Origin of the sequence: Agarivorans sp. OAG1, from assembly GCF_037076485.1 — a bacterium.
Lineage (GTDB): Bacteria > Pseudomonadota > Gammaproteobacteria > Enterobacterales > Celerinatantimonadaceae > Agarivorans > Agarivorans albus.
This window is the reverse complement of record NZ_AP028990.1, coordinates 3,617,252-3,638,334: the sequence shown is the minus strand read 5'-3', so window position 1 is coordinate 3,638,334 and position 21,083 is coordinate 3,617,252. Positions and strand designations below refer to the sequence as shown.

Below are 21,083 nucleotides of genomic sequence, written 5' to 3'. Positions count from 1 at the left end.
TACAGCAACTAATAGGACTTACCAAAATCGCTGGTAAAGCTCTTAACAAGCTGGTAACGCTTGACCGCTTGCAAATGGTGCAAGCACTGGTATTGTGATGGGTTTCTATAATAATTAATCCCAAAATGGGAAAGGAAATGTGTGGCTAAATCCGCCACCGGAGTAAAAGAGCAAATGCAAAAAGATCCAATTAACGATATTCATATCTCGTCAGAACAAGTCCTTATCACACCAGAACAGTTACGCGAGAAGCTTCCTGCTTCTGATGAAGCATTACAATTTGTACTGCAGTCACGCAAAACTATCGCCGATATTTGCCACAAACGTGATTCACGTTTATTGGTTATTACTGGCCCTTGTTCTATTCACGATTTAGAACAGGCGAAGGAATATGCTTCACGCCTGAAGAAACTTCATGATCAATATAGCGATCGCCTATTTATCGTTATGCGGGTGTATTTTGAAAAACCTCGTACTACCGTAGGTTGGAAAGGTTTCATCAACGATCCTCACATGGATAACTCTTTTGATGTGGAAACTGGTCTTCACAACGCCCGTGAACTGCTAACTTGGACCGCCGAGTTAGGTTTACCTGTGGCCACCGAAGCCCTAGACCCAATTAGCCCGCAGTACCTATCAGAATTGTTCTCTTGGGCTGCTATTGGTGCACGAACTACTGAGTCACAAACTCACCGTGAAATGGCCAGTGGTTTGTCTATGCCTGTTGGCTTTAAAAATGGTACTGACGGCAACTTAGGTACAGCAATCAATGCAATGCAATCGGCTGCTCACTCACACCGTTTCATGGGTATTAACCAACAAGGTCAAGTGTCTTTGTTGCAAACTCAAGGTAACCCAGATGGTCACGTTATTTTACGTGGTGGTAAACAGCCTAACTATGATTCAGTAAACGTGGCACTGGCTGAGCAAGCAATGGAAAAAGCCGGTTTAGCACCTACCCTAGTAGTGGACTGCAGCCACGCTAACTCTAGTAAGAACCACGAACTTCAGCCTTTGGTTGCGGCTAACGTGATTAATCAAATTGAAGAAGGCAATAAATCAATTATTGGCTTAATGTTAGAAAGTAACTTGGAAGCGGGTAACCAGCCAAGTGAAGCTCCTAAGTCAGCACTTAAATACGGTGTATCGGTAACCGATGCGTGTATTGATTGGGATGCAACTGCAACGTTGATCGACAAAATGTTCAACGAACTTGGCGACAGCCTAGCTAAACGCCTAGAAAAATAATAACGGAAACAACATGGTTCAAGCTCTAAATCTTTTACGTGACCAAATCGATGAAGTGGATCAACAGCTTCTAGATTTGCTACAGCAACGTATTCAGCTGGTTCATAAAGTAGGTGAAGTTAAAACCCAGCACGGTTTACCTATTTATGCACCGGATCGCGAAGCAGCCATGTTGGCTAAGCGTCGCGCCGAGGCTGAAAACAAAGGTGTACCGCCAGCGTTAATCGAAGACGTATTGCGTCGAGTGATGCGTGAGTCGTATACCAGTGAAAAAGACAGTGGTTTTAAAACGATAAATCCTGAGCTTGGCAATATTGTTGTAATTGGTGGTCGTGGGCAACTAGGCCGTTTGTTTGTACAAATGTTTACTTTGTCTGGCTACCAAGTTGATGTCATTGGTAAAGAAGATTGGGATAAAGCCCCCGAACTATTTGCTACCGCCGGTTTAGTGTTGGTTTCTGTGCCAATCAACCTTACAGAGACGGTGATTGCCCAGTTAGGTAATCTGCCTGAAAACTGTATCTTGGCCGACATCACTAGTATTAAGTCTGCGCCGCTAAACAAAATGTTGGCTGTGCACAAAGGTCCAGTAGTGGGCTTGCATCCAATGTTTGGCCCAGATGTGCCTAGTCTTGCTAAGCAGGTTATTGTTTACGCCGATGGTCGTGGCGGTGAGCAGTACCAGTGGCTATTGCAGCAAATGGGCATTTGGGGTGCGCGTTTACATGCTGTAGAAGCAGAAAGCCATGATAAAGCGATGACTTTGATTCAGTCTTTGCGTCACTTTACGTCTTTTGCTTATGGCATGCATTTAGCGCAGGAAGATGCAGACTTAAAACTGTTACTAGACTTAAGCTCTCCGATTTATCGCTTAGAGCTGGCCATGGTTGGACGTTTATTTGCCCAGTCTCCTGATTTGTACGCCGATATTATTATGGCATCAGAGCAGAGTGCTGCGATGATTAAGCGTTACCACCAACACTTTGGTGAATTGGTTGAGTTGGTAGAGAATAAAGATCGCGAAGGTTTTATTGCGTCTTTTGAGCGGGTGAGTGACTGGTTTGGTGATTACTCGCAAGAGTTCTTAAAAGAAAGCCGCAGCTTATTACAGCAAGCTAACGACAGCCGACGCTCTTAGGTTTTGTAGTTAGTGATTAGCCAGCCCTTAGGGCTGGCTTTTTTATGCGCTTAATTAGCTTGTTTTTTATAGGTGGTCTTCGAAAGCCGCTTGCTGTTCATATTCAGCAATTTTTTGTTTTAACCAGCTCAGCGCCTCACCCTTATCAGTAAATATTTGTACCGTTTCCCCTGCCTGAATATATATTTGGCTTAAATGCCATTTAGCGAGCTCTGGTACGCTGGCGTGGGTAAGGATTAAGGCGGTGGCAACTCGACCACGCTGTTTTTCAACTTTTAACCACTCAATTAATTGGTTTGCTGCATCTTCGGTATAAAAGGTTTCTCCATGAAATGTGGCTAAAACTCCCCATGGCGAATCTAATAACTGGTCTAATATAGGAGCTGCAGCACCGCCGCTTTCTTCCATTTGTTCAAGATTCCAAGGACCTGTGCCCTCAATCTCCATTATTTGTCCATTAAGTGAAAACTCAATAGAACCATGTGCTTCTCGCAATGCCGTCTCCCACAAACACTAAACCGACGAAATTGTATTGGCTTGTTAGTTTAAGTTAATGCTAGATCTCAAGTTCAGCAAGTTTCAGTTAACGAATTCGACTAATTTGTAATCCCAACAAAATTGAGAAAAAGCTGAAGCGGGTAACGAAAAGCCGCTTGGGCATTAGCTATAAAGCTCCTTAGTTTATGGAAATACTGGCAAATTGTGGGTTAGCTAAAGCTGCGATTCACCGAGATAACAAAAAAACTGGTTTATTTAGCCTATTCATTGCGCCTAACTATGTTTATTCCCCGCTATATTGGTTAAAATTGCGCGTTTTTGGTACTTCGACGTAGGTCATTGCAGGATGTTTGAAATTAATTCGGTGAACAACTCACTAGCAGATATTAAAGAGCGCACAGAAGTGCTCCGGGGGTATCTTTGACTACGATGCAAAAGCAGAGCAGTTAGAAGAAGTCAGTCGCGAATTAGAACAACCAGAAATTTGGAATGACCCGGCGCGCGCGCAAGCCTTAGGCAAAGAACGCTCAGCGCTAGAGTTGGTGGTAAAAACCATCGACAACCTTACTCAAGGCATCGAAGATGTTGCTGGTTTGGTTGAGCTGGCGGTAGAAGCAGAAGATGAAGAAACCTTCGAAGAAGCTCAAGCCGAAGCCGAAGACTTAGTTAAACAATTAGAGAAGCTTGAATTTCGCCGGATGTTTGCCGGCGAGATGGATGAGAGCGATTGCTACATCGATATTCAATCTGGCTCTGGTGGCACCGAGGCTCAAGATTGGGCCAATATGATGCTACGTATGTATTTGCGTTGGTGTGAAGCTCACCAGTTTAAAGCTGAGTTAGTTGAAGTCTCTGATGGTGATGTAGCAGGCATTAAAGGCGCAACGATTAAAGTAAGTGGCGAATATGCTTACGGCTGGTTAAGAACAGAAACCGGCGTGCACCGTTTGGTACGTAAGTCTCCCTTTGATTCTAGTGGACGTCGTCATACCTCGTTTGCATCGGCGTTTATCTACCCAGAAATTGATGACAGCATTGAAGTAGACATTGACCCAGGTGATTTGCGCATTGACGTATACCGAGCCTCAGGCGCCGGTGGTCAGCACGTAAACAAAACCGAATCGGCGGTGCGAATTACCCACTTGCCTACCAATACCGTGGTGCAGTGCCAAAGCGGGCGTTCGCAGCACAAGAACAAAGACGAAGCAATGAAGCAGCTTAAAGCTAAGTTGTTTGAGCTAGAGTTGCAAAAACAGAATGCCGAGAAAAAAGCGGCGGAAGACAATAAATCGGATATTGGCTGGGGCAGTCAAATTCGATCTTATGTATTAGATGATTCAAGAATTAAAGATCTTCGAACCGGTATTGAGAACCGTAATACTCAAGCCGTGTTAGATGGTGATTTAGATAAATTTATAGAAGCTAGCCTTAAGTCAGGGCTGTAACGAGCAAGGTTTTCACATGTCGGAACAAACAGAACAAAGTCTGGAACAAGCAGCACAAGAAGAAAATAAACTGATCGCAGAGCGTCGCGCTAAGTTAGACAAAATTCGCGAAACTTGCTCGGCTAACGGCCACCCAAATGACTTTAAACGTGAGCACTTAGCTGACGATTTACAGCAGCAGTTTGGCGAACAATCTAAAGAAGATTTAGAAGCAGCCGGTAACGTAGCCGCTATTGCTGGTCGTATTATGGCTAAGCGTGGGCCATTTTTGGTGATTCAAGATGTATCGGGTCGCATTCAAGCTTACGCGCCTAAGCCGGTGCAAAAAGAGCTTAAAGAAATTGGTGGCTTAGACATTGGCGACATCATTGGTGTTAAAGGTGCGCTGCACAAATCAGGTAAAGGTGACCTTTACGTGAACATGGACGAGTATGCTTTGCTAACTAAAGCCTTGCGTCCATTGCCAGAGAAATTCCACGGTTTAACCGACCAAGAACAGCGTTACCGTCAGCGTTATGTTGATTTGATCGTGAACGACGATTCACGCCAAGCCTTTATGGTGCGCTCCAAGTTGGTAGCCGGCATTCGCCGCTTTATGGAGTCTAAGAACTTCATGGAAGTGGAAACGCCAATGATGCAAGTGATCCCAGGCGGCGCAACTGCCCGTCCATTTATCACTCATCACAACGCGCTAGATCAACAGATGTTCCTGCGTATTGCACCAGAGCTTTACTTGAAGCGTTTAGTGGTAGGTGGCTTTGAGCGCGTATTCGAAATTAACCGTAACTTCCGTAATGAAGGTCTGTCGCCGCGCCATAACCCAGAATTCACCATGATGGAATTCTACATGGCCTACGCCGACTACAACGATCTAATGGATCTAACCGAAGAAATGCTACGCACTGTAGCGGTTGAGGTTCTGGGCTCTTCTTCTATGCCTTACGGCGACGAGACGGTGGAGTTTGCTGGTAGCTACCCACGCTTGAGCATGTTGCAAGCGATTAAGCAATACAACCCAGAGCATGGTGATATTCAAGCTTTAGATTACGACAAAGTGCAAGACCGCGAGCACATGGTGAGCATTGCTAAATCAGTTGGCGTTGAAGTAGAGAAGTTCTGGACGTGTGGCCAGCTACTTGAAGAAATCTTCGGTGAGACTGCTGAGCCTAAGCTAATTCAGCCAACCTTTATTACCGAATACCCAGCAGAAATTAGCCCGCTAGCGCGTCGTAACGACGACAACGCCTTCATCACTGACCGTTTTGAGTTCTTCATCGGTGGTCGTGAAGTTGCTAATGGCTTCTCTGAGCTTAATGATGCAGAAGACCAAGATGCGCGCTTTAAGGCGCAGGTTGAGGCTAAAGATGCTGGCGATGATGAAGCTATGTTCTACGACGCCGATTACATCACCGCCCTAGAGCACGGCCTACCACCAACGGCTGGTCAAGGTATTGGTATTGACCGTCTAGCGATGCTCTTCACCAACACTCATACCATTCGAGACGTGATCTTGTTCCCAGCGATGCGCCCTCAAGCTTAAGTTCACAAATAAGCTATTAAAGGCCATACACTTTTTACAGTGTGTGGCTTTTTTTTTGTGCTTTTTCGTTATAGTAGCGATAACGAAGACTAAGCTCATTGAGAGTAAGCTTGGTTTAGTTAAAAGCAATTAGCGTAATTAAGGGAGAAAGGTAGTGAAAATGCTGTTGTCAGGAATAGTAGTGATTGTGCTGGTTATAGTTGGGTTTATGGTTTACAAAAACCTTAGCACTCCAAGTGACCTAGGTTTGCAATCGGGTCGGTTGGCGCCATTAGCCAGTTCTCCAAATGGGGTGTCTAGTTATGCCGAAGGCGATAAAAAAGTCGCTGCCTTGCCATTTAAAGCCGATTTGAAAAGCACCCAACTAGCCGCCTTACGCGCTTTTGCTCATATGCCCAATAATCAAGTCATTAGCCGAGACGAGCAATATGTACACGCGGTTTTTTATAGTCCAACGGTAGGTTATCGCGATGATGTAGAGTTACACTTCGACCAAGCCGAGCAGTTAGTCCATTTTCGTTCTCAATCGCGGGTTGGCTACTCCGATATGGGTATAAATAATCAGCGATATCAAGAGTTTGCTAAGTTATACCTAGAAGCTGAATAATTACCATAAAAGCGTGAGCCAAGTTGCAGTTAGCGCAGCTTGGCTTTACCTAATGGACTTTATTGGCTTAGCTTAAGGGTATTCTCATTGGTAGTTGGTGATGCCGTGAAAGCATGTCTGTTTAGTCTGTTGATTCTTGTAAGTTGTCAATCTCTTGCAAACGAGATTTCCTCAAAACCCCGTTTTTTGGTGGTTCCCAAAACCGTTACTAACCCCTTTTTTGATGATGTTGAGAAAGGGTGTTTGCAAGCAGCAGCAGAGCTAGATGTCGAATGTGTGTATATTGGCCCTGAAGAGGCCGATGCACGTTACCAAGACCAAATTATTTCTCAGCAAATTGAGCAAGGGCTCGACGGTATTTCGGTATCGGTCATTAATTCTCGGGTGCTTACTCACCGCAGTATGCAATTGGCCAAGGAAAACCAAATCCCCGTGGTTACATTTGATTCTGATTTCTCTGAAAAAGCCTTGGCTGCGGATCCCAAATTACGACATAGCTACATTGGAACCGATAACTTTCAGTTTGGTTTTCAGCTGGGGCGTTTAACCCAAGCTTCAAAGCCGCAAGGAGGCTCGTTCTGCATTATTACCGGACACAAGGGCGCAGCCAATTTAGTAGAGCGCATTAGCGGGGTGTATGCTGGCTTGGGTTTTAACAATAACAGCGGTAAAAGTGATTTATGGGAAGAGCTTAGTCGCTGCCCAATCTATTCCGATGACGAGGCTCAGCGCTCATTAAATAACCTTGATAGAATGCTACGTTTGCATCAATACGAGCCGAAGTTGCTTGATGTAATTATTACTGTTGGTGCGTGGCCGCAAACCCTGGAGTTTAAATACTCAGATGTTGTCTCGCCGCATAGTGATAGCTTAGCCTCAAAGCGTTTATTGCTTATTTTTGGCGACACCCTAGAAGTACAAAAGCGCTTATTAGCCCAAGGCTTAGCACATGGCAATGTTGGTCAGTCGCCTTACGATATGGGCTACCAATCAATTTATACGCTGTATAGCATTCACCAAGGTAAGACCGTAGAACCATTAATACACACCAAGCTGGAACGTTGTGTATTTGGTCAAATACCTATGTGCCAGTAAACATGCTTACAATCTTTATATTGATAAGCTAACCAGCTTGTTAGACACTGGCGAAAATTTCTACATTAGATCAATTACTTGAATCAAGCTCCAGTCATTTCGGCCTTAGCCAAAAAACTTGGTCACTCCCACTTGCAAGTAGCGGGCGAATACTGGCACTTGGCCGATGTATTGTGTTTGCAATCGATGTTGTTGCTGCATGCTCCTTCACTAAAAGAGGGCTTGGTGTGGTGGAGTAAAAGCCTCTCTCTGTTTGATAGAAGTGTTTATGTTGAGGTGAGCGACGATAAGCAAGATTTAACCCTAAGCTTACAAACCCGCGATTCACAAGTGTTACCTGCTTGGAGTGAACTACTGCTAGATAATCTGTATCAACAGCTGCAGCAATTCAACAACCCACTGATTACCTGCCATTTTAGTGGTGCAAGTTTGCAGGTGGCTGCCAAAGGGCTTCCGCTTAGCTTACAGGCTAAGTCGGCGAGCCACAGTTTTGCTAAAAAAGTATATTCACTACTATTACATCAATCGATTGAATCGCCAGACTTACAGCTACAACTAAAACGCTCTATTCAACGTTCACTTGATAAGCCACTAAACCTAGAGCTTGTGGCTAAAAAAATTGGTTTGTCGACGCGTACTTTGCAGCGGCGTTTAGCCGAGAAACAGCTTCATTTCTCTCAGCTAGTTGAAGATGAGAAGAAAACCTTGGCGCTAAATTTGTTAGCCGATACCCAGTTGCCTATTTCTAGTATTGGTTTGCGTTTAGGTTATGACGATCCCTCTAACTTTCATCGTTCGTTTCGTCGCTGGTTTAAGTTTACCCCTAGTTTTTATCGCCAGCGTTGTGTGCAAAATCGCAGTCAATTAAGAGCGCAGCCAGTGCGTTTACATTATGCGCGTGGACCCATAGGCGAGGCCGAGGAGTTACATACTCAAGAAGGTCAAGTTTGGTTAGAAGTGGATAACATTGCCTTCGAAAAGGTAGTAACCGTTGAGTGTAAAGACAGGGATGGCATATGGCGCCATTACCCGGCATTTTTTGCCGATTTTTTAAGTGATGGCACCGAGCTTTGGTCTACCGCCAACCTACCGGTTGCTCACCCCTTATGTTTTCGTCTGCGTTATGAAGTAGATGGAGAAAGCTATGTGGATGATAACCAACAGCGAGATTACTTAGTCAGTGAGCGTTTGCTACTAGGGACACCGGCCTATATCGTGCCCACTCTTAGCATTATTAAAACCGGTTTTGCTTACCAGTTGTTTGTTGAGCTTGCTTGCCAGTTAGAGCAGGCCAGTAAAATACTTTGTTATCTGGGAGAGCATTCTCAGCCGCTGGCGCTGCAGCAAGTGAGCAGTAATAAACAATACAGTATTTGGACCTTATCCAGCCCTTTTCCGGCGCTCGCCGAGCATTGCCGTTTTAGAGTATTTGACCAACACGATAACGAATTAGCTGAGCAGCACTACCCGCAGCGCTATCAATTTGTTCCTCCATTGTTATAAGCCATAAGCTTACTCTCCAGAAATAGCTACTAAGTTCACAGAATGCTTTAGCTGGCATGCTGCTGCATATTATTTGGCGCCAAGTGACACTACGCGCCATGAGTGTCTGGCTTATTGTTCTCCGCAAGATAACTCATAAAGGAATGAAATATGTTGCGGGGAAGAAATAACATACTAAAACCATTGAATATAGTGGCATTATCAGTTGCGGTGGCGCTAAGTGGCTGTAATTCCGATGAACAGCAGAGTGAAACAACCGGAAGTCATGTGGCATCACCGGAATGGCAAGATCAAATTATCTACTTTTTAATGATTGATCGCTTTAACAATGGCGATCCTAGTTTGAGCGATCAAGGGCAGGGGGAGTTTGACCCAAGTTCAGACAAAAAATTTAGTGGTGGTGACTTAGTGGGCATAGCCGACAAGCTAGATTACATTCAACAGCTTGGTGCCACATCGGTTTGGCTAACGCCACCAGTTGCTAACCAGTGGTGGGACAATGAGCAAAACTATGGTGGTTACCATGGCTACTGGGCGAGAGATTTTCAAAAAGTTGATGAGCACTTTGGTGATTTGACCAGCTACCAAGATTTAGCCCGAGAAATCCACGGCCGCAATATGTACCTCATTCAAGATATTGTGACTAACCATGTAGGAAACTATTTCACTTATGATCAACCTTGGGAATACGACTCAAGCTTGCCATGCCAAGGGTTTCGCTTAATAGATAGCCCATTAGTTGAAGGGCAAGAATTACCTTACCCCTTAAACCAAAACAACTGTAATGAAGATGGTTCTGGGATCTACCACTGGACGCCAAGCATTAGCGACCATAACGATCCTATTCAGGAGAAAAACTGGCAGCTGTCTGATTTAGATGATTTAAATACCGCTCACCCGGAAGTGCGTGCCTATTTGAAAGAAAGTTATAGAAAATGGATACGTGAGGTGGGGGTGGATGCTTTTCGTATCGATACCGTCAAGTTTGTAGAACACGAGTTTTGGACCGACTTTTTACATGCCAACGATGGAGTAATGGCACAAGCAGAACAAACAGGGCGGAGCAATTTTCTTACCTTTGGTGAAGTATTCGAGAGCTCAAGTGCTTATAACACCGAAGGCGAGCAAAAAATGCTGAGTTACCTAGGGGATGCAGATAACAAACAACTGGCATCCTTACTTAACTTCCCTTTGCAAACCACCATGACGCGAGTATTTGCTGCCGGGCAACCTACCGATTATCTACGGTTTCGTATAGAAAAAATGATGGAGCTGTTTCCTAACCCATACATTTTGCCCAACTTTATCGACAACCACGATATGCCGCGCTTTTTGTCACAAGCTAGCCAAGCAGATTTAAAACAAGCGCTAATGACCATTTTAAGCATTCCGGGCATTCCGGTGATTTATCAAGGCACAGAGCAAGCAATGAGTGCGAGTCGAGACGCGATGTTTGAGGGAGGCTATCGCGAAGATGGTGAGTCGCTCGACTCCTTCGACAGCGGCAGCGAGATGTATTTGTTTATACAACAATTAGCGACGCTACGTAGTAATAATCCTGTGATGACGCGTGGAGATATTGAGGTGTTGGCTAGCGACAAGTCGGGTGCCGGTGTATTTGCATTTACGCGTCAGTTAGCGGATCAAGAAGTGCTGGTAATAATGAATACCGCTAATCAACCCATGCTGTTAAACAGGTTAGGTCTAGACCAAGCAGAAGGCACGGTATTTGAACAGAAAATTCAAGCTAATTGGATACAAGCACCAGCGGGCTTGGTGGCAGATGCAAACGGTGAAGTAAGTGTTGAACTGCCAGCAAAAGCCGCGGTGTTGTATTTTAAAACGAATACTATTGCGGAGGTAGATACCGCTAATTTGGGCATCAGCCTAGATGAAGATTGGACAAACCGAGTGATTAGCGCAGATACCCAGATAACTGGCCGCGCTCAAGCAAATACTCAATTGCAATTGGTGGTGAATGGAAACTTAGCCACAGCAACAGACATACAAGTTGATTCGCAAGGGCAATGGTCGGCCATGTTATCAACTCGACATTTCGCGATCGGTGAGCAGCAGCATCGTTTTGCTATTTATTCAGCCGAAGAAAAAGCCGGTTTAGCCGACGTGCATTTCACTTCAGATTTAGCTTGGTCTGATACACCTGATTTAAGCATTGATGATAGCAACGATGTGCAAGAAGGAACGGGTGGTCCTAATGGTAGTTACTCGTTGCCAGGTGACCCTAGCTTTGACAAGGTAAACAGCCAGTTAGCAATTAACCAAGCTGAAGTGTACTCCGTAGGAAGCAATATTCGACTTAAACTAACCATGGATAAACTCACCGATACTTGGTTGCCACCAAATGGCTTCGACCACGTAGGTTTTACCGTGTTTATTGATTTACCCGAAGACCAAGGGCCTAGTGCAACCGTTCTACCAAAAATTAATGCCAACATGCCTAGTGGTACTTGGAGCCGAAATGCGGTGATATTTGGCTGGCAAAGTTCTATTTATAACGCTCAAGGTGCCGATGCGGATAATTGGGGGGAAGCAGTAACACCTGCACCAAAAGTGACTGTAGATAAGGCTCAGCAAGTCATCTATCTTGATTTTGCAAGTGATTCTCTTGGTAGGCCAAATAGTTTAGATGGTATCCGTTTTTACCTTTCTACCTGGGACTTAGATGGTTTGTCTGCTGTTTATAGACCACTTGCTGAAGATGCTGGCCCGTGGAATTTTTCTGGTGGCGAGGCTAACCAAGAAAAGATTTGGGATGAGTTGCCTATTATCACTCTTAGTGAATAAGCAGCATTGATGATAAAGCCTTCAATGAGTAAGGCTTTATTTACAGCTAAATTGTAATAAATTCAGTGTGTTTCTTATTTTTATTGATCTCGTTATCAATAAATTGATAAAACCTTTTTTCCGTTTATGCTCATCGGTTTTTGCGATGGGCTTTTTACATTCAAGGATCTAAGGATGAATAAGCAACAACTGAAAAGTGTAATGATTAGTGCTGTATTAGGTTTTTCGGGCAGTGTATTGGCAGAAGGCAATGGGCACTGGGGCTATTCTGGTCATCAAGGGCCTGAGCATTGGGGTGAGTTAGCCCCCGAGTTTAGCCTTTGCGCAAGCGGCAAAAATCAATCACCTATTAATATTGATGGCACAACCAAAGGTGAGCTGCCAACTTTGGCGCTTAGTTATAAAGCCGCAGGCAGTGAAGTCATCAACAATGGGCATACTATTCAAGTGAACTACCAGCCTGGCAGCAGTATTAGCCTTGCTGGGCATAGCTTTGAGTTAAAACAGTTTCATTTCCATTCACCCAGTGAAAACACCTTAAAAGGAAAGTCATTCCCGCTGGAAGCGCACTTTGTACATGCCGATGAAGATGGTCACTTGGCGGTGGTGGCAGTAATGTTCGAGCAAGGAGATGAGAACCAAGAATTGGCAAAAGCATGGGCGCAAATGCCCAAACATGCTGGCGAGCAAGCAGCCTTGCTTGATCCGGTAGATGGATTGGCGCTGTGGCCAAAGAGTCACGAGTACTACCGCTTTAATGGCTCATTAACAACACCGCCGTGTAGCGAAGGAGTCACTTGGTTGGTGCTAAAAAAACCAGTTAGTGCTTCCGAGCAGCAAATTCGTGACTTTACTGCAGTAATGAAACACCCCAACAATCGCCCTGTTCAAGCAGTTAATGCGCGGGTCATTGTTGAATAAATCCGCTAATAGCAATATGCCGGGGCTTTAGTTCCGTCAGTCTCACTGAACGCCAAAATATTCTTTAGATTTAAAATAATACAATTAGTCAATGGCTGGTTTTAAATTTTGCCTAAAACTAGATCTGTATTGATGTATTTCGTGAAATCACTATGAAACCACTATTCGTTGAGTTATTTCTCTGACTATTTATCTATTGTTTGTTTTGTTAATAGTTTTATTTGTCATTAATTGAAAAGGAGCGTCACCGATATGAACATCAGTACTTTAGAAAAACTCAACAATAGTAAGCGTGTTAACCCTATTTCTCGATTAAGTCTTAGTGTAGCGGCGGGCTTGTTGGCCTTGTCTAGTTTGCCTGCAGTGGCAGGTTTTAGTACCTCAGGTACTCAACTGCTAGACGCTAACGGGCATGAGGTAATTATGCGCGGGGTAAACCATGCTCACGCTTGGTATAACTACCGCCAAGGTGCATTTAGAGACATTGCTGAAGCTGGCGCAAATACCGTGAGGGTGGTGCTAAGTGATGGTCAGCAGTTTGCTAAAAACGATGCAGAAGACGTGGCCAAAGTGGTTAAGATGTGTAAGTTAAATCGTTTAGTCTGTGTGCTTGAAGTGCATGATGTAACAGGATCGGGTGAAAAAGCTGAGGCCGGCGATTTACAAACCACAGCCGCTTATTGGGTGGAACTTGCAGATGTGCTTAAGGGTGAAGAAGACTATGTGATCATCAACATTGCTAACGAACCCTTTGGTAACAATGTACCTGCAGAAACCTATGTAAATGAACATAAAAAAGCGATAACAACGCTACGAGATGCTGGCTTTACCCACACCATAATGATTGATGCAGCAAACTGGGGGCAAGATTGGCAGGAGATTATGTTAGACAATGCCACAGAGGTCGCTTCTGCAGATTCGTTAAACAACATTATGTTTAGTGTGCATATGTACCAGGTTTACCAAAACCGCGAGAAGATCGAGTCCTACGTATCTACCTTTTTGAGCCGCCACAACATGCCACTAATCGTGGGTGAGTTTGGCATGGATCATCAAGGACAAGATGTGGATGAAGATGCTATTTTGGCGGTGGCCGAAGAATATAAAATTGGCTACTTAGGTTGGTCTTGGTCGGGCAATACAGCGCCGGGTACATTTGAACTGGATATGACGGTTAACTTCGATGCCAGCAAACTCACTACTTGGGGCAAACGCCTAATCAATGGCGAAAATGGTATTAAACAAACCTCGGTTCTTGCTTCTGTGTTTGATGGCCAAGAACTACCGGTTGTTCAACAGTGTGATTTTTACGGCACCATTGTGCCTATTTGTTTATACGAAGATGCCGGACACTCTCAAGAAAATGGCGGCAACTGTGTGGGTTACACGATGTGTAGCGAAATTCCTGCAGGCTCGGGCGGCATAGTGGATGGTCCTGTAGACCCAACAGACCCAACAGACCCAACAGACCCAACAGACCCAACAGACCCAACAGACCCAACGGACCCTGTTGATCCAAATGCTGCGTGTAAACATGTAGTGGTTAACTCGTGGGAAGGTGGTTTCCAAGGTGCGGTGGTTATCACTAATACTGGCAGCGAACCCATCAATACTTGGCAAGTTAGCTGGGCGTATAGTGATGGTTCAAGCATTAGTAGCTCTTGGAATGCCGAGCTAAATTCTGCCGAGGGATACACCGCTTCTAACCTTGCTTGGAATAGCACTATTGCTGCTGGGCAGTCAGTTGAATTTGGCTTTACCGGAACCGGCGCGGGCGTGGCTACCGCGGTAACCGGTGGCGTTTGCCAATAGTTGCCGTTGTTTAAGTAATAAAGCCATGTTATGCATGGCTTTTATCCTTAAGTTTGGATTTAGGCAAGCACCATAGGAGCAGCAACTTGGTCGGCGCTATCTTGATCTTTTAGTTGAGCAATTAAGGCTAGGCTGAATTCAATGGCTGTGCCGGGGCCTTGGCTAGTGATGAGCTTATGGGGTTGATCAACCACGACTCTATCTAGACTTAATTGATTTTGCGGTAGCTGCTGTTGAAAGCCAGGGTGGCAAGTTACTGCGGCATCACCCAGTAAATTATGCTCTGCTAGTACTACTGCAGGAGCTGCGCAAATTGCGGCTAACCATTGCTTCGCGTTACGTTGCTTAAGCATGGCAATGAGTGATTCACAGTCTCGGAAAGCCTCACTACCGGGAACACCACCGGGTAATACCAACATGTCGTAGTTTGTAGCGTCTATTTCACTAATGTGTATATCGGCCATCAGCTTAACGCCGCGAGAGGCAACAATATCTAAGCGTTTGTTGGCTTCTATACTCACTACGTCTACGATAATCTCGGCTCGGCGTAATACATCGATGATGCTTACGGCTTCAATCTCTTCACTGCCAGAGGCTATAGCTACCATCACTTTAGTCATTGTGTTTCTCCAATCGCTGGATCTGTTGCAGCATGTATTGATTATGTGGGCAAGCCAATTGATGTTTCGCAGCTTGCTTAACTATATAACCATTAATGTAGCCTATTTCACTAAGGCGTTTGTGGTGTATGTCTTGCTGCATAGAGGAAAAGTTATTGGCAGTTGCTTTCGCTACCTGCAACACCGTTTTGTGTAGGTCTTCGGCACTTAAATCAAGCTGTTCGGCAGCGGCTACTTGGCTAACTTCGTCGCAAAGCGCGGCAATGTCTTTGGCAAAACGTGTATCTAGCAACTCGCCGTTTCGGCATTGGTGCAAGGCAGTGAGAGGGTTAATGCAGCAATTGATTGCCAGTTTTCGCCACAGAGCGGGGTAAATATTGTCTTGCCAACTTGCGCTGGGCAATGCTTGCTCAAGTGCCATCAAATCTTGCGGCTTTGTGGCGTTTTTTAGGTAAGGCCCAACAACCAGCTGACCCAAGCCTGTGTGTTTTAGCTGTAGTTGGGTATTCGTCTTTTCTTGAATAAGCGCGCCATGAGTATTACTGGCTAAATATAATTGCTGGGGGGCTAGTTTATCTACGATCTCATGGTCTGCGCCCATCCCGTTCACCACTAGCATTAGTTTGCAATTGTCGGCTAGCTTAAACGCAGACAAGGCTTGTTTTACTTGATGGGCTTTTACACATAGCAGCAACCATCGGCAACTAGGTAAGCTGGGAAATACCTTTAAGTTGTTTGTAATTAAGCCATATTCAAGGCTATCGAGTTGTAGTGTTAGGTCTTGATTATGCTTTAAGCGTGAGTCAACAAAACACACTTTTTGTTGTTGATGGCTCAACAAGCTGGACAGTAAGCCACCTACGGCGCCCGCGCCAATAATGGCAAAGTCGTAATAGGGTTCTGCAGAAACAGTCATAAATAGACTCACAAATCTAACAAAATTGGCGCTAGCGTTACCGCAAGCGATACTCTTTTAGTGGTAACGGGATATAATGCAGCAATTTTCGCATAAGGCCAGATTTTAGGGGAGAGAAAACATGCCTTCATTTGACATTGTTTCTGAGATAGATGCTAACGAAGTTCGCCATGCTTGTGATAATGCAATACGTGAACTGGAAACGCGTTTTGATTTTCGTGGTGTAGAAGCCAGCTTCGAATACAAAGATGAGTCAATTAAGATGACTGCCGAGGCTGAGTTTCAGTTACAGCAAATGCTGCATATTTTGCGTGGCACTTTAGTAAAGCGTTCGGTTGATGCTAAGTCGATTGATTTAGCCTCGGTAACCCGTAGCGGCAAATCACACTCTCAAGTGGTTAACTTTAAAAACGGGATTGATCAAGCCACCGCTAAAAAAGTGGTTAAGCAAATCAAAGATGCCAAGCTAAAAGTTCAGGCCTCTATTCAAGGTGAACAAGTGCGTGTTACTGGCAAGAAGCGTGATGACCTGCAAGCTGCGATGGCATTGGTACGCAGTGGTGAATACGACCAACCGTTTCAGTTTAATAACTTTCGCGACTAAGGCTGTATAGCCAAGGTTTGTTGAACTGCATAAACCGCCATCTGGCGGTTTTTTTGTATCTGGAGCTTATCTCAAAAACTTTTTAATAAAAAACTCCTACCAAGTGTCCAAGTTTATATTTGTTAAACGTCATTACTATGTCGGTGAAATATGCTTCACTGATTAGATAGCAATTTTAATGGAGTGAAATAATGAGCAATAAACAATATATGTGTTTACTTCGTAGTAACTCGGGCGGCTGCGAACAATTATCTGCCAGTGACATGGAAGTGATGTATGCCAAATTTAATGCTTGGCAAACTAAATTTGCTGACAACATTGTGGATATGGGCGGTAAGTTGGGCAGTGAAGGGGCGGTGGTTAATCGTGATGAAGTAAAAGATGGCCCCTTCATCGAAGTTAAAGAAATTGTTGGTGGTTATATGTTGCTTACTGCCAGTGATTTGTCAGAAGCTATTGAGGTGATTAAAGCGAGCCCTATGGTCGAAAACATGGGAACCAATATTGAGCTTCGAGAAATAAGCAAACCTTGAGCTCCCACGGACAAATAGAGCATCTATTTCGCCACGAGTATGGCCAACTCGTGGCCTTATTGGTTCGCCGTTTTGGCTTTGAACATTTTGAGCAAGTAGAAGATGCAGTGCAGTGGGCGATGGCCCAAGCGCTTGATATTTGGTTGAAACAAGCCGTGCCAGACAAACCCTCTGCTTGGCTCTATCAAGTGGCACTGCGTTACCTTTTGTCGCAGTTTCGCCAACAGCAAAGCCATTCTAATTTGCTAGCCCAAACTGAAGAGCCACAAACTGAGGTACTGGTAGAGCCGCCACTTAGTGGAGAATTAAGTGACGCATTATTGCGAATGTTGTTTGTTGCTAGCGATGAGGCTTTAGCGGTGGAGTCGCAACTAGTTTTCACTCTAAAAAGCTTGGTGGGGTTTAGCATTAAAGAAACCGCATTGCGGCTATTTATTAGTGAAGCCAATGTTTATAAGCGCTTTAGTCGTGCTAGAAAACACCTACAACAGCAGCCCTTGCAACTAGACAGTTTAAACGAGCAAGACATGCAGCGGCGTTTGCCCACAGTGTACCGGGTATTGTATTTGCTTTTTACCGAAGGCTATTTGTCTTCTCATGAAGACTTATCTATTCGCCAAGATTTATGTGAAGAGGCAATTCGTTTAACAGGGTTGTTAAGCCAACATGCCTTGGGCAATCGGCCTGAAAGTCATGCTTTGTTAGCGCTTATGTATCTAAATACAGCTAGGCTGCCCGCGCGACAACAAGCGGGTGAGCTACTGCTGTTGCAAGAACAAGATCGTAGTAGCTGGAATCAGGCGCAAATTGCTATGGGCTTACGTTGTTTGCAGCGTTCGGCACAAGGTGATCAATTGTCTCGCTACCATATAGAAGCTGGCATTGCGGCAGAACACTGCTTGGCTTCTTCTTTTGAGCAGACTCGTTGGCATAAAATAGTGGAGGCTTATCAGTTGCTCGAAAAGCTGGCGCCTTCACCCTTTCATATTCTCAATCGAGCAGTAGCGCTAGCGCAATGGCAAGGGGCAAAGGTTGGCTTGGCAGAGCTTGAAAACTCTCAAGTTCCTAGTTGGCTGAGTCGCTCCTATCATTGGTATGCGGTATTGGCAGACTTACAATTTCGCAGTGGAGAACAGAAACTGGCAGAGCAAAATGCCCAGCTAGCACTAGAACAGGCCCCTAGCGCTACGATTAGGCGTTTATTAAGTAAGCGCTGGCGCTTAGTTGCGCCTGAAGATAGCGCTTAAGTTTGTTTGCTGGATTCGTTATGCGCCAATATCTTGGTAAAGTAGCCTTTCAAGCTGAGTAACATGATTAAACTTGGCACAACCATCACCGCGGTTAAGATGAAGAACAGCGGCCAAGATTCTAAATAATCTGCCAAGCTGCCGCTGAAAGAGGCGAGAGTGGTTCGGCCTAAGTTGCCCAAACTGGCAAGCAAGGCGTATTGAGTTGCCGAGAACGCTTGGCCAGTAAGCACCGTTAAAAACGAAACAAAGGCTACTGTGGCAAAGGCACTGGTAAAGTTATCGACAATAATGGTAGCTAAAAATAGTTGCTCATCTGGGCCGGTCGCGGCAATCCAAGCAAACATTAAGTTACTGCTAGCCATAGCAATACCGCCTAATATAAGCCCTTTAATAATGCCAAAACGTACATTAAAGGCACTGCCAACAATGGTGAATAAAACCGTTGCACCCCAACCAATAAGTTTAGAGTAATGGCCAATTTGCTCATTACTAAAGCCTACCTCGCGGTAGAAGGTAATTGACATGCGGCCTAAGAAGGCTTCGCCAATTTTGAATAGAAACACAAACAGCAACAAGGTTATGGCTACGCGCACCCCGTTGCGGCGGAAAAAATCTAAAAACGGCTCGGCAACCGTTACCGTTAACCAAGCCACCAAAGGTGATTTAGTGCCAAGGTATTGAGCATGGCGCGCTTCGGCTTGTTGTTGCAATGCTTCACGGTTGCTAATAGGTTCTTTCACTAACACGGTAAAGAGCATCAATAGCGCAACAATGAAACACATGCCTAAATAGACACCATTCCAACCAATGCTGTCGGCGTTAATAAATGCCAAATACCCCGGCAGAGAATAGCCCGTCCACCAACCGATTACGGCCATGGCCGAGGCTTGCGGTAAGCGATGTGAATCGCTATTTGCAAAGGTATCGATACGGTAAGCATCAATGGCAATATCTTGGGTGGAAGAGGCAGTGGCGATGCACAAGGCCAGCAGCGAGGTAAAGACCAAGCTGTTGGCGGGGTCAAACTGGGCAATGCCAAAGGTACACAGCAACACGATACTTTGGCACAAAAATATCCAACTTCGACGTTGGCCGAGCCAAGCATGTAAAACGGGAAGCTTTACCCTATCAACTAAAGGGGCCCATAAAAAGTTGATGGCATACACGGTAAATACCGAGCCAAAAAAACCAATGGCTGAGCGTGACAAACCGGCGTCGGTAAGCCAGCCCGACATATTTGAGCCAATTAGTACCCACGGAAAACCGCTGGCACAACCGAGCATAAATACCCAAAGCAATCGTTTATCTAAATAAGAACGTAGGGTCTGAGACCAATTTAGCGATGAGTTCATTTATAGCTCGGTTAAGTTGTGGCGAGTTTACGGTTGGCTTTCGTCAACAATGACTACATCTTCAATAATCACTTTTTCCATAGGAACATTGCGCATGCCAGGGATAGGACCTGTTTTAGTTGGCTTGCTTACAATTCTATCCACTACGTCCATGCCTGAAGTGATCTCAGCAAATACCGTGTAGCCGTATTTATTTGCGCTGCCGTCTAAATAAGCGTTGTCGATAACGTTGATGAAAAACTGACGAGTAGCACTGTGTGGGTCGTTAGTGCGCGCCATAGCAACGGTGCCACGCTTGTTGCTCAAGCCATTTTTCGACTCGTTTTCAACTGGGCGATAGGTATCTACTTTTTCGTAGTTAATTGAGTAGCCGCCACCTTGCACCATAAAGTTAGAAATGGTGCGGTGAAATAACGTACCTTTAAAGCTGCCGTCTTCTACATAGCGAAGGAAGTTAGCGACAGTTTTTGGCGCAGCTTCGGCATTCAGTTCCATTTCAAATTCACCTTGGTTAGTGATGAATTTTAAGGTTTGTGCACTAGCGCCAAGACTTAATGTAGCGAAAACACAAGCCACCAAGGTGTTACGGAAAATGCCCAAGTTCATAATTGATACTCCAATACTTCAATAAGTTGCGGGTCGTTAGCGATTTGTGTCAGTAGTTCAGAAAGCTGTTGGCTCATGGCTTCGCTTTGCTTGCTTACGTTGACAGAAAACGCACCTTCATTAGTGTGGGTGGAACGAAATTGTTTGCTTAAGGTTTTGTGAGGGGTGTCGATAGTCACCTTTAAACGCATAACAGAACTGGCGGCATGTTTAACGCTGCTTTCTTCTACTTTGTTGGCCAATTCTAGAATATCGATGGTAATTAGGTTTGGTGAGTCTGGCACAAAACCAATGCCTTGTTGTTGCCAAGCGCTCGAGAGCTGTTGCTCAATGTATTGACGTAGGTTGTTGCCGCTTGAAATCAGCTGGGCTTGTTCTTCACCTTCTTGGTGAATGCTAATTAAAAACCGGTTACTGCGTAAATCTTGAGATTTTATTGCAGCAATGATTGAGTGTTGAGCCGAATCATTAACCTCAATGCTTGGGTTTAATGCGACTTGCTGCGGTTGGCTGCTGCAGGCGCTAAGCCCTAATACGCCGCTAATTAGCAAAGCGGGCAATAAAAACTGAGTTTTCAAGTTGTTCACCTT

The 21,083-nt window shown here is 44.9% G+C and carries 19 protein-coding genes; 13 read left to right on the top strand and 6 right to left on the bottom strand.

What is annotated here, in order from left to right; all coding sequences use genetic code 11:
- The first annotated feature begins 174 nt into the window (after window positions 1-174).
- Window positions 175-1,248, top strand: a complete 1,074-nt coding sequence (locus tag OAG1_RS16575; protein WP_040306856.1) for a 3-deoxy-7-phosphoheptulonate synthase — start codon at window positions 175-177, stop codon at window positions 1,246-1,248.
- Between the two features lie 13 nt (window positions 1,249-1,261).
- Window positions 1,262-2,386 carry a bifunctional chorismate mutase/prephenate dehydrogenase gene (gene tyrA, locus OAG1_RS16570; RefSeq protein WP_221076250.1) on the top strand — a complete coding sequence of 375 codons (1,125 nt, stop codon included), beginning with the start codon at window positions 1,262-1,264 and terminating at the stop codon, window positions 2,384-2,386.
- 66 nt (window positions 2,387-2,452) lie between these two features.
- Here tyrA and OAG1_RS16565 read toward each other — a convergent pair whose 3' ends face one another.
- Window positions 2,453-2,881: a hypothetical protein gene (locus tag OAG1_RS16565; RefSeq protein ID WP_215426336.1), complete on the bottom strand. Its 429-nt coding sequence runs from the start codon at window positions 2,879-2,881 to the stop codon at window positions 2,453-2,455.
- Between the two features lie 349 nt (window positions 2,882-3,230).
- On the opposite strand from OAG1_RS16565, the gene prfB reads away from it, so the two are divergent.
- The 8 genes from prfB to OAG1_RS16525 all read left to right on the top strand — a co-directional run bounded on the left by prfB (window position 3,231) and on the right by OAG1_RS16525 (window position 14,612).
- Window positions 3,231-4,329 (top strand): peptide chain release factor 2 gene (gene prfB / locus OAG1_RS16560; protein ID WP_215426335.1). Its coding sequence is split into 2 segments (ribosomal slippage): window positions 3,231-3,305 and window positions 3,307-4,329, totalling 1,098 coding nucleotides; the frame shifts between segments, so codons are not numbered across the junction.
- A 16-nt stretch (window positions 4,330-4,345) separates the two neighbouring features.
- Window positions 4,346-5,869 carry a lysine--tRNA ligase gene (gene lysS / locus OAG1_RS16555; RefSeq protein WP_338622058.1) on the top strand — a complete coding sequence of 508 codons (1,524 nt, stop codon included), beginning with the start codon at window positions 4,346-4,348 and terminating at the stop codon, window positions 5,867-5,869.
- 160 nt (window positions 5,870-6,029) lie between these two features.
- Window positions 6,030-6,476: a DUF1499 domain-containing protein gene (locus OAG1_RS16550; RefSeq protein ID WP_051147561.1), complete on the top strand. Its 447-nt coding sequence runs from the start codon at window positions 6,030-6,032 to the stop codon at window positions 6,474-6,476.
- A gap of 105 nt (window positions 6,477-6,581) precedes the next feature.
- On the top strand, window positions 6,582-7,571 hold the full coding sequence (locus tag OAG1_RS16545) for a substrate-binding domain-containing protein (protein WP_338622057.1): 990 nt from the start codon (window positions 6,582-6,584) through the stop codon (window positions 7,569-7,571).
- 78 nt (window positions 7,572-7,649) lie between these two features.
- On the top strand, window positions 7,650-9,074 hold the full coding sequence (locus OAG1_RS16540; RefSeq protein WP_338622056.1) for a helix-turn-helix domain-containing protein: 1,425 nt from the start codon (window positions 7,650-7,652) through the stop codon (window positions 9,072-9,074).
- Between the two features lie 150 nt (window positions 9,075-9,224).
- Window positions 9,225-11,879 carry an alpha-amylase family glycosyl hydrolase gene (locus OAG1_RS16535; RefSeq protein WP_338622055.1) on the top strand — a complete coding sequence of 885 codons (2,655 nt, stop codon included), beginning with the start codon at window positions 9,225-9,227 and terminating at the stop codon, window positions 11,877-11,879.
- A 174-nt stretch (window positions 11,880-12,053) separates the two neighbouring features.
- Window positions 12,054-12,800: a carbonic anhydrase gene (locus OAG1_RS16530; RefSeq protein WP_338622054.1), complete on the top strand. Its 747-nt coding sequence runs from the start codon at window positions 12,054-12,056 to the stop codon at window positions 12,798-12,800.
- Between the two features lie 252 nt (window positions 12,801-13,052).
- Entirely contained in the window at window positions 13,053-14,612 is a 1,560-nt protein-coding gene (locus OAG1_RS16525) for a cellulase family glycosylhydrolase (protein ID WP_338622053.1), read from the top strand.
- Window positions 14,613-14,671: 59 nt separating this feature from the next.
- Here OAG1_RS16525 and OAG1_RS16520 read toward each other — a convergent pair whose 3' ends face one another.
- Both OAG1_RS16520 and OAG1_RS16515 read right to left on the bottom strand, forming a co-directional pair.
- A complete protein-coding gene (locus tag OAG1_RS16520) occupies window positions 14,672-15,232 on the bottom strand; it encodes a DJ-1 family glyoxalase III (RefSeq protein ID WP_338622052.1) in 561 nt (186 codons plus the stop codon).
- Window positions 15,225-16,148, bottom strand: a complete 924-nt coding sequence (locus tag OAG1_RS16515; protein WP_338622051.1) for a 2-dehydropantoate 2-reductase — start codon at window positions 16,146-16,148, stop codon at window positions 15,225-15,227. Before OAG1_RS16515 ends, OAG1_RS16520 begins: the two co-directional genes overlap by 8 nt.
- 121 nt (window positions 16,149-16,269) lie before the next feature.
- Between OAG1_RS16515 and OAG1_RS16510 the strand changes: the two genes are divergently transcribed.
- The 3 genes from OAG1_RS16510 to OAG1_RS16500 all read left to right on the top strand — a co-directional run bounded on the left by OAG1_RS16510 (window position 16,270) and on the right by OAG1_RS16500 (window position 18,532).
- Window positions 16,270-16,752, top strand: coding sequence for a YajQ family cyclic di-GMP-binding protein (locus OAG1_RS16510; protein WP_338622050.1), 483 nt, complete (start codon window positions 16,270-16,272; stop codon window positions 16,750-16,752).
- Between the two features lie 191 nt (window positions 16,753-16,943).
- Window positions 16,944-17,285, top strand: coding sequence for a YciI family protein (locus OAG1_RS16505; RefSeq protein ID WP_338622049.1), 342 nt, complete (start codon window positions 16,944-16,946; stop codon window positions 17,283-17,285).
- Window positions 17,282-18,532: a sigma-70 family RNA polymerase sigma factor gene (locus OAG1_RS16500; protein ID WP_338622048.1), complete on the top strand. Its 1,251-nt coding sequence runs from the start codon at window positions 17,282-17,284 to the stop codon at window positions 18,530-18,532. Before OAG1_RS16505 ends, OAG1_RS16500 begins: the two co-directional genes overlap by 4 nt.
- Here the strand turns inward: OAG1_RS16500 and OAG1_RS16495 are convergent.
- From OAG1_RS16495 to OAG1_RS16485, 3 genes are read right to left on the bottom strand one after another with little or no spacing between them, the layout of a single operon-like run.
- Window positions 18,529-19,887 carry an MFS transporter gene (locus OAG1_RS16495; protein WP_016400325.1) on the bottom strand — a complete coding sequence of 453 codons (1,359 nt, stop codon included), beginning with the start codon at window positions 19,885-19,887 and terminating at the stop codon, window positions 18,529-18,531. The genes OAG1_RS16500 and OAG1_RS16495 overlap by 4 nt on opposite strands.
- A 27-nt stretch (window positions 19,888-19,914) precedes the next feature.
- Entirely contained in the window at window positions 19,915-20,493 is a 579-nt protein-coding gene (locus OAG1_RS16490; RefSeq protein ID WP_016400324.1) for a peptidylprolyl isomerase, read from the bottom strand.
- Window positions 20,490-21,071 carry a YajG family lipoprotein gene (locus OAG1_RS16485; RefSeq protein WP_338622047.1) on the bottom strand — a complete coding sequence of 194 codons (582 nt, stop codon included), beginning with the start codon at window positions 21,069-21,071 and terminating at the stop codon, window positions 20,490-20,492. Before OAG1_RS16485 ends, OAG1_RS16490 begins: the two co-directional genes overlap by 4 nt.
- Between the last annotated feature and the right edge of the window lie 12 nt (window positions 21,072-21,083).

Excerpts from the sequence above, each read along its gene's own strand:
- OAG1_RS16550 (WP_051147561.1), top strand. The coding sequence starts at position 6,030 with ATGCTGTTGTCAGGAATAGTAGTGATTGTGCTGGTTATAGTTGGGTTT.
- OAG1_RS16525 (WP_338622053.1), top strand. The coding sequence starts at position 13,053 with ATGAACATCAGTACTTTAGAAAAACTCAACAATAGTAAGCGTGTTAAC.
- OAG1_RS16575 (WP_040306856.1), top strand. The coding sequence starts at position 175 with ATGCAAAAAGATCCAATTAACGATATTCATATCTCGTCAGAACAAGTC.
- OAG1_RS16520 (WP_338622052.1), bottom strand. The coding sequence starts at position 15,232 with ATGACTAAAGTGATGGTAGCTATAGCCTCTGGCAGTGAAGAGATTGAA.
- tyrA (WP_221076250.1), top strand. The coding sequence starts at position 1,262 with ATGGTTCAAGCTCTAAATCTTTTACGTGACCAAATCGATGAAGTGGAT.
- lysS (WP_338622058.1), top strand. The coding sequence starts at position 4,346 with ATGTCGGAACAAACAGAACAAAGTCTGGAACAAGCAGCACAAGAAGAA.
- OAG1_RS16490 (WP_016400324.1), bottom strand. The coding sequence starts at position 20,493 with ATGAACTTGGGCATTTTCCGTAACACCTTGGTGGCTTGTGTTTTCGCT.
- OAG1_RS16495 (WP_016400325.1), bottom strand. The coding sequence starts at position 19,887 with ATGAACTCATCGCTAAATTGGTCTCAGACCCTACGTTCTTATTTAGAT.
- OAG1_RS16515 (WP_338622051.1), bottom strand. The coding sequence starts at position 16,148 with ATGACTGTTTCTGCAGAACCCTATTACGACTTTGCCATTATTGGCGCG.
- OAG1_RS16505 (WP_338622049.1), top strand. The coding sequence starts at position 16,944 with ATGAGCAATAAACAATATATGTGTTTACTTCGTAGTAACTCGGGCGGC.
- OAG1_RS16535 (WP_338622055.1), top strand. The coding sequence starts at position 9,225 with ATGTTGCGGGGAAGAAATAACATACTAAAACCATTGAATATAGTGGCA.
- OAG1_RS16530 (WP_338622054.1), top strand. The coding sequence starts at position 12,054 with ATGAATAAGCAACAACTGAAAAGTGTAATGATTAGTGCTGTATTAGGT.
- OAG1_RS16510 (WP_338622050.1), top strand. The coding sequence starts at position 16,270 with ATGCCTTCATTTGACATTGTTTCTGAGATAGATGCTAACGAAGTTCGC.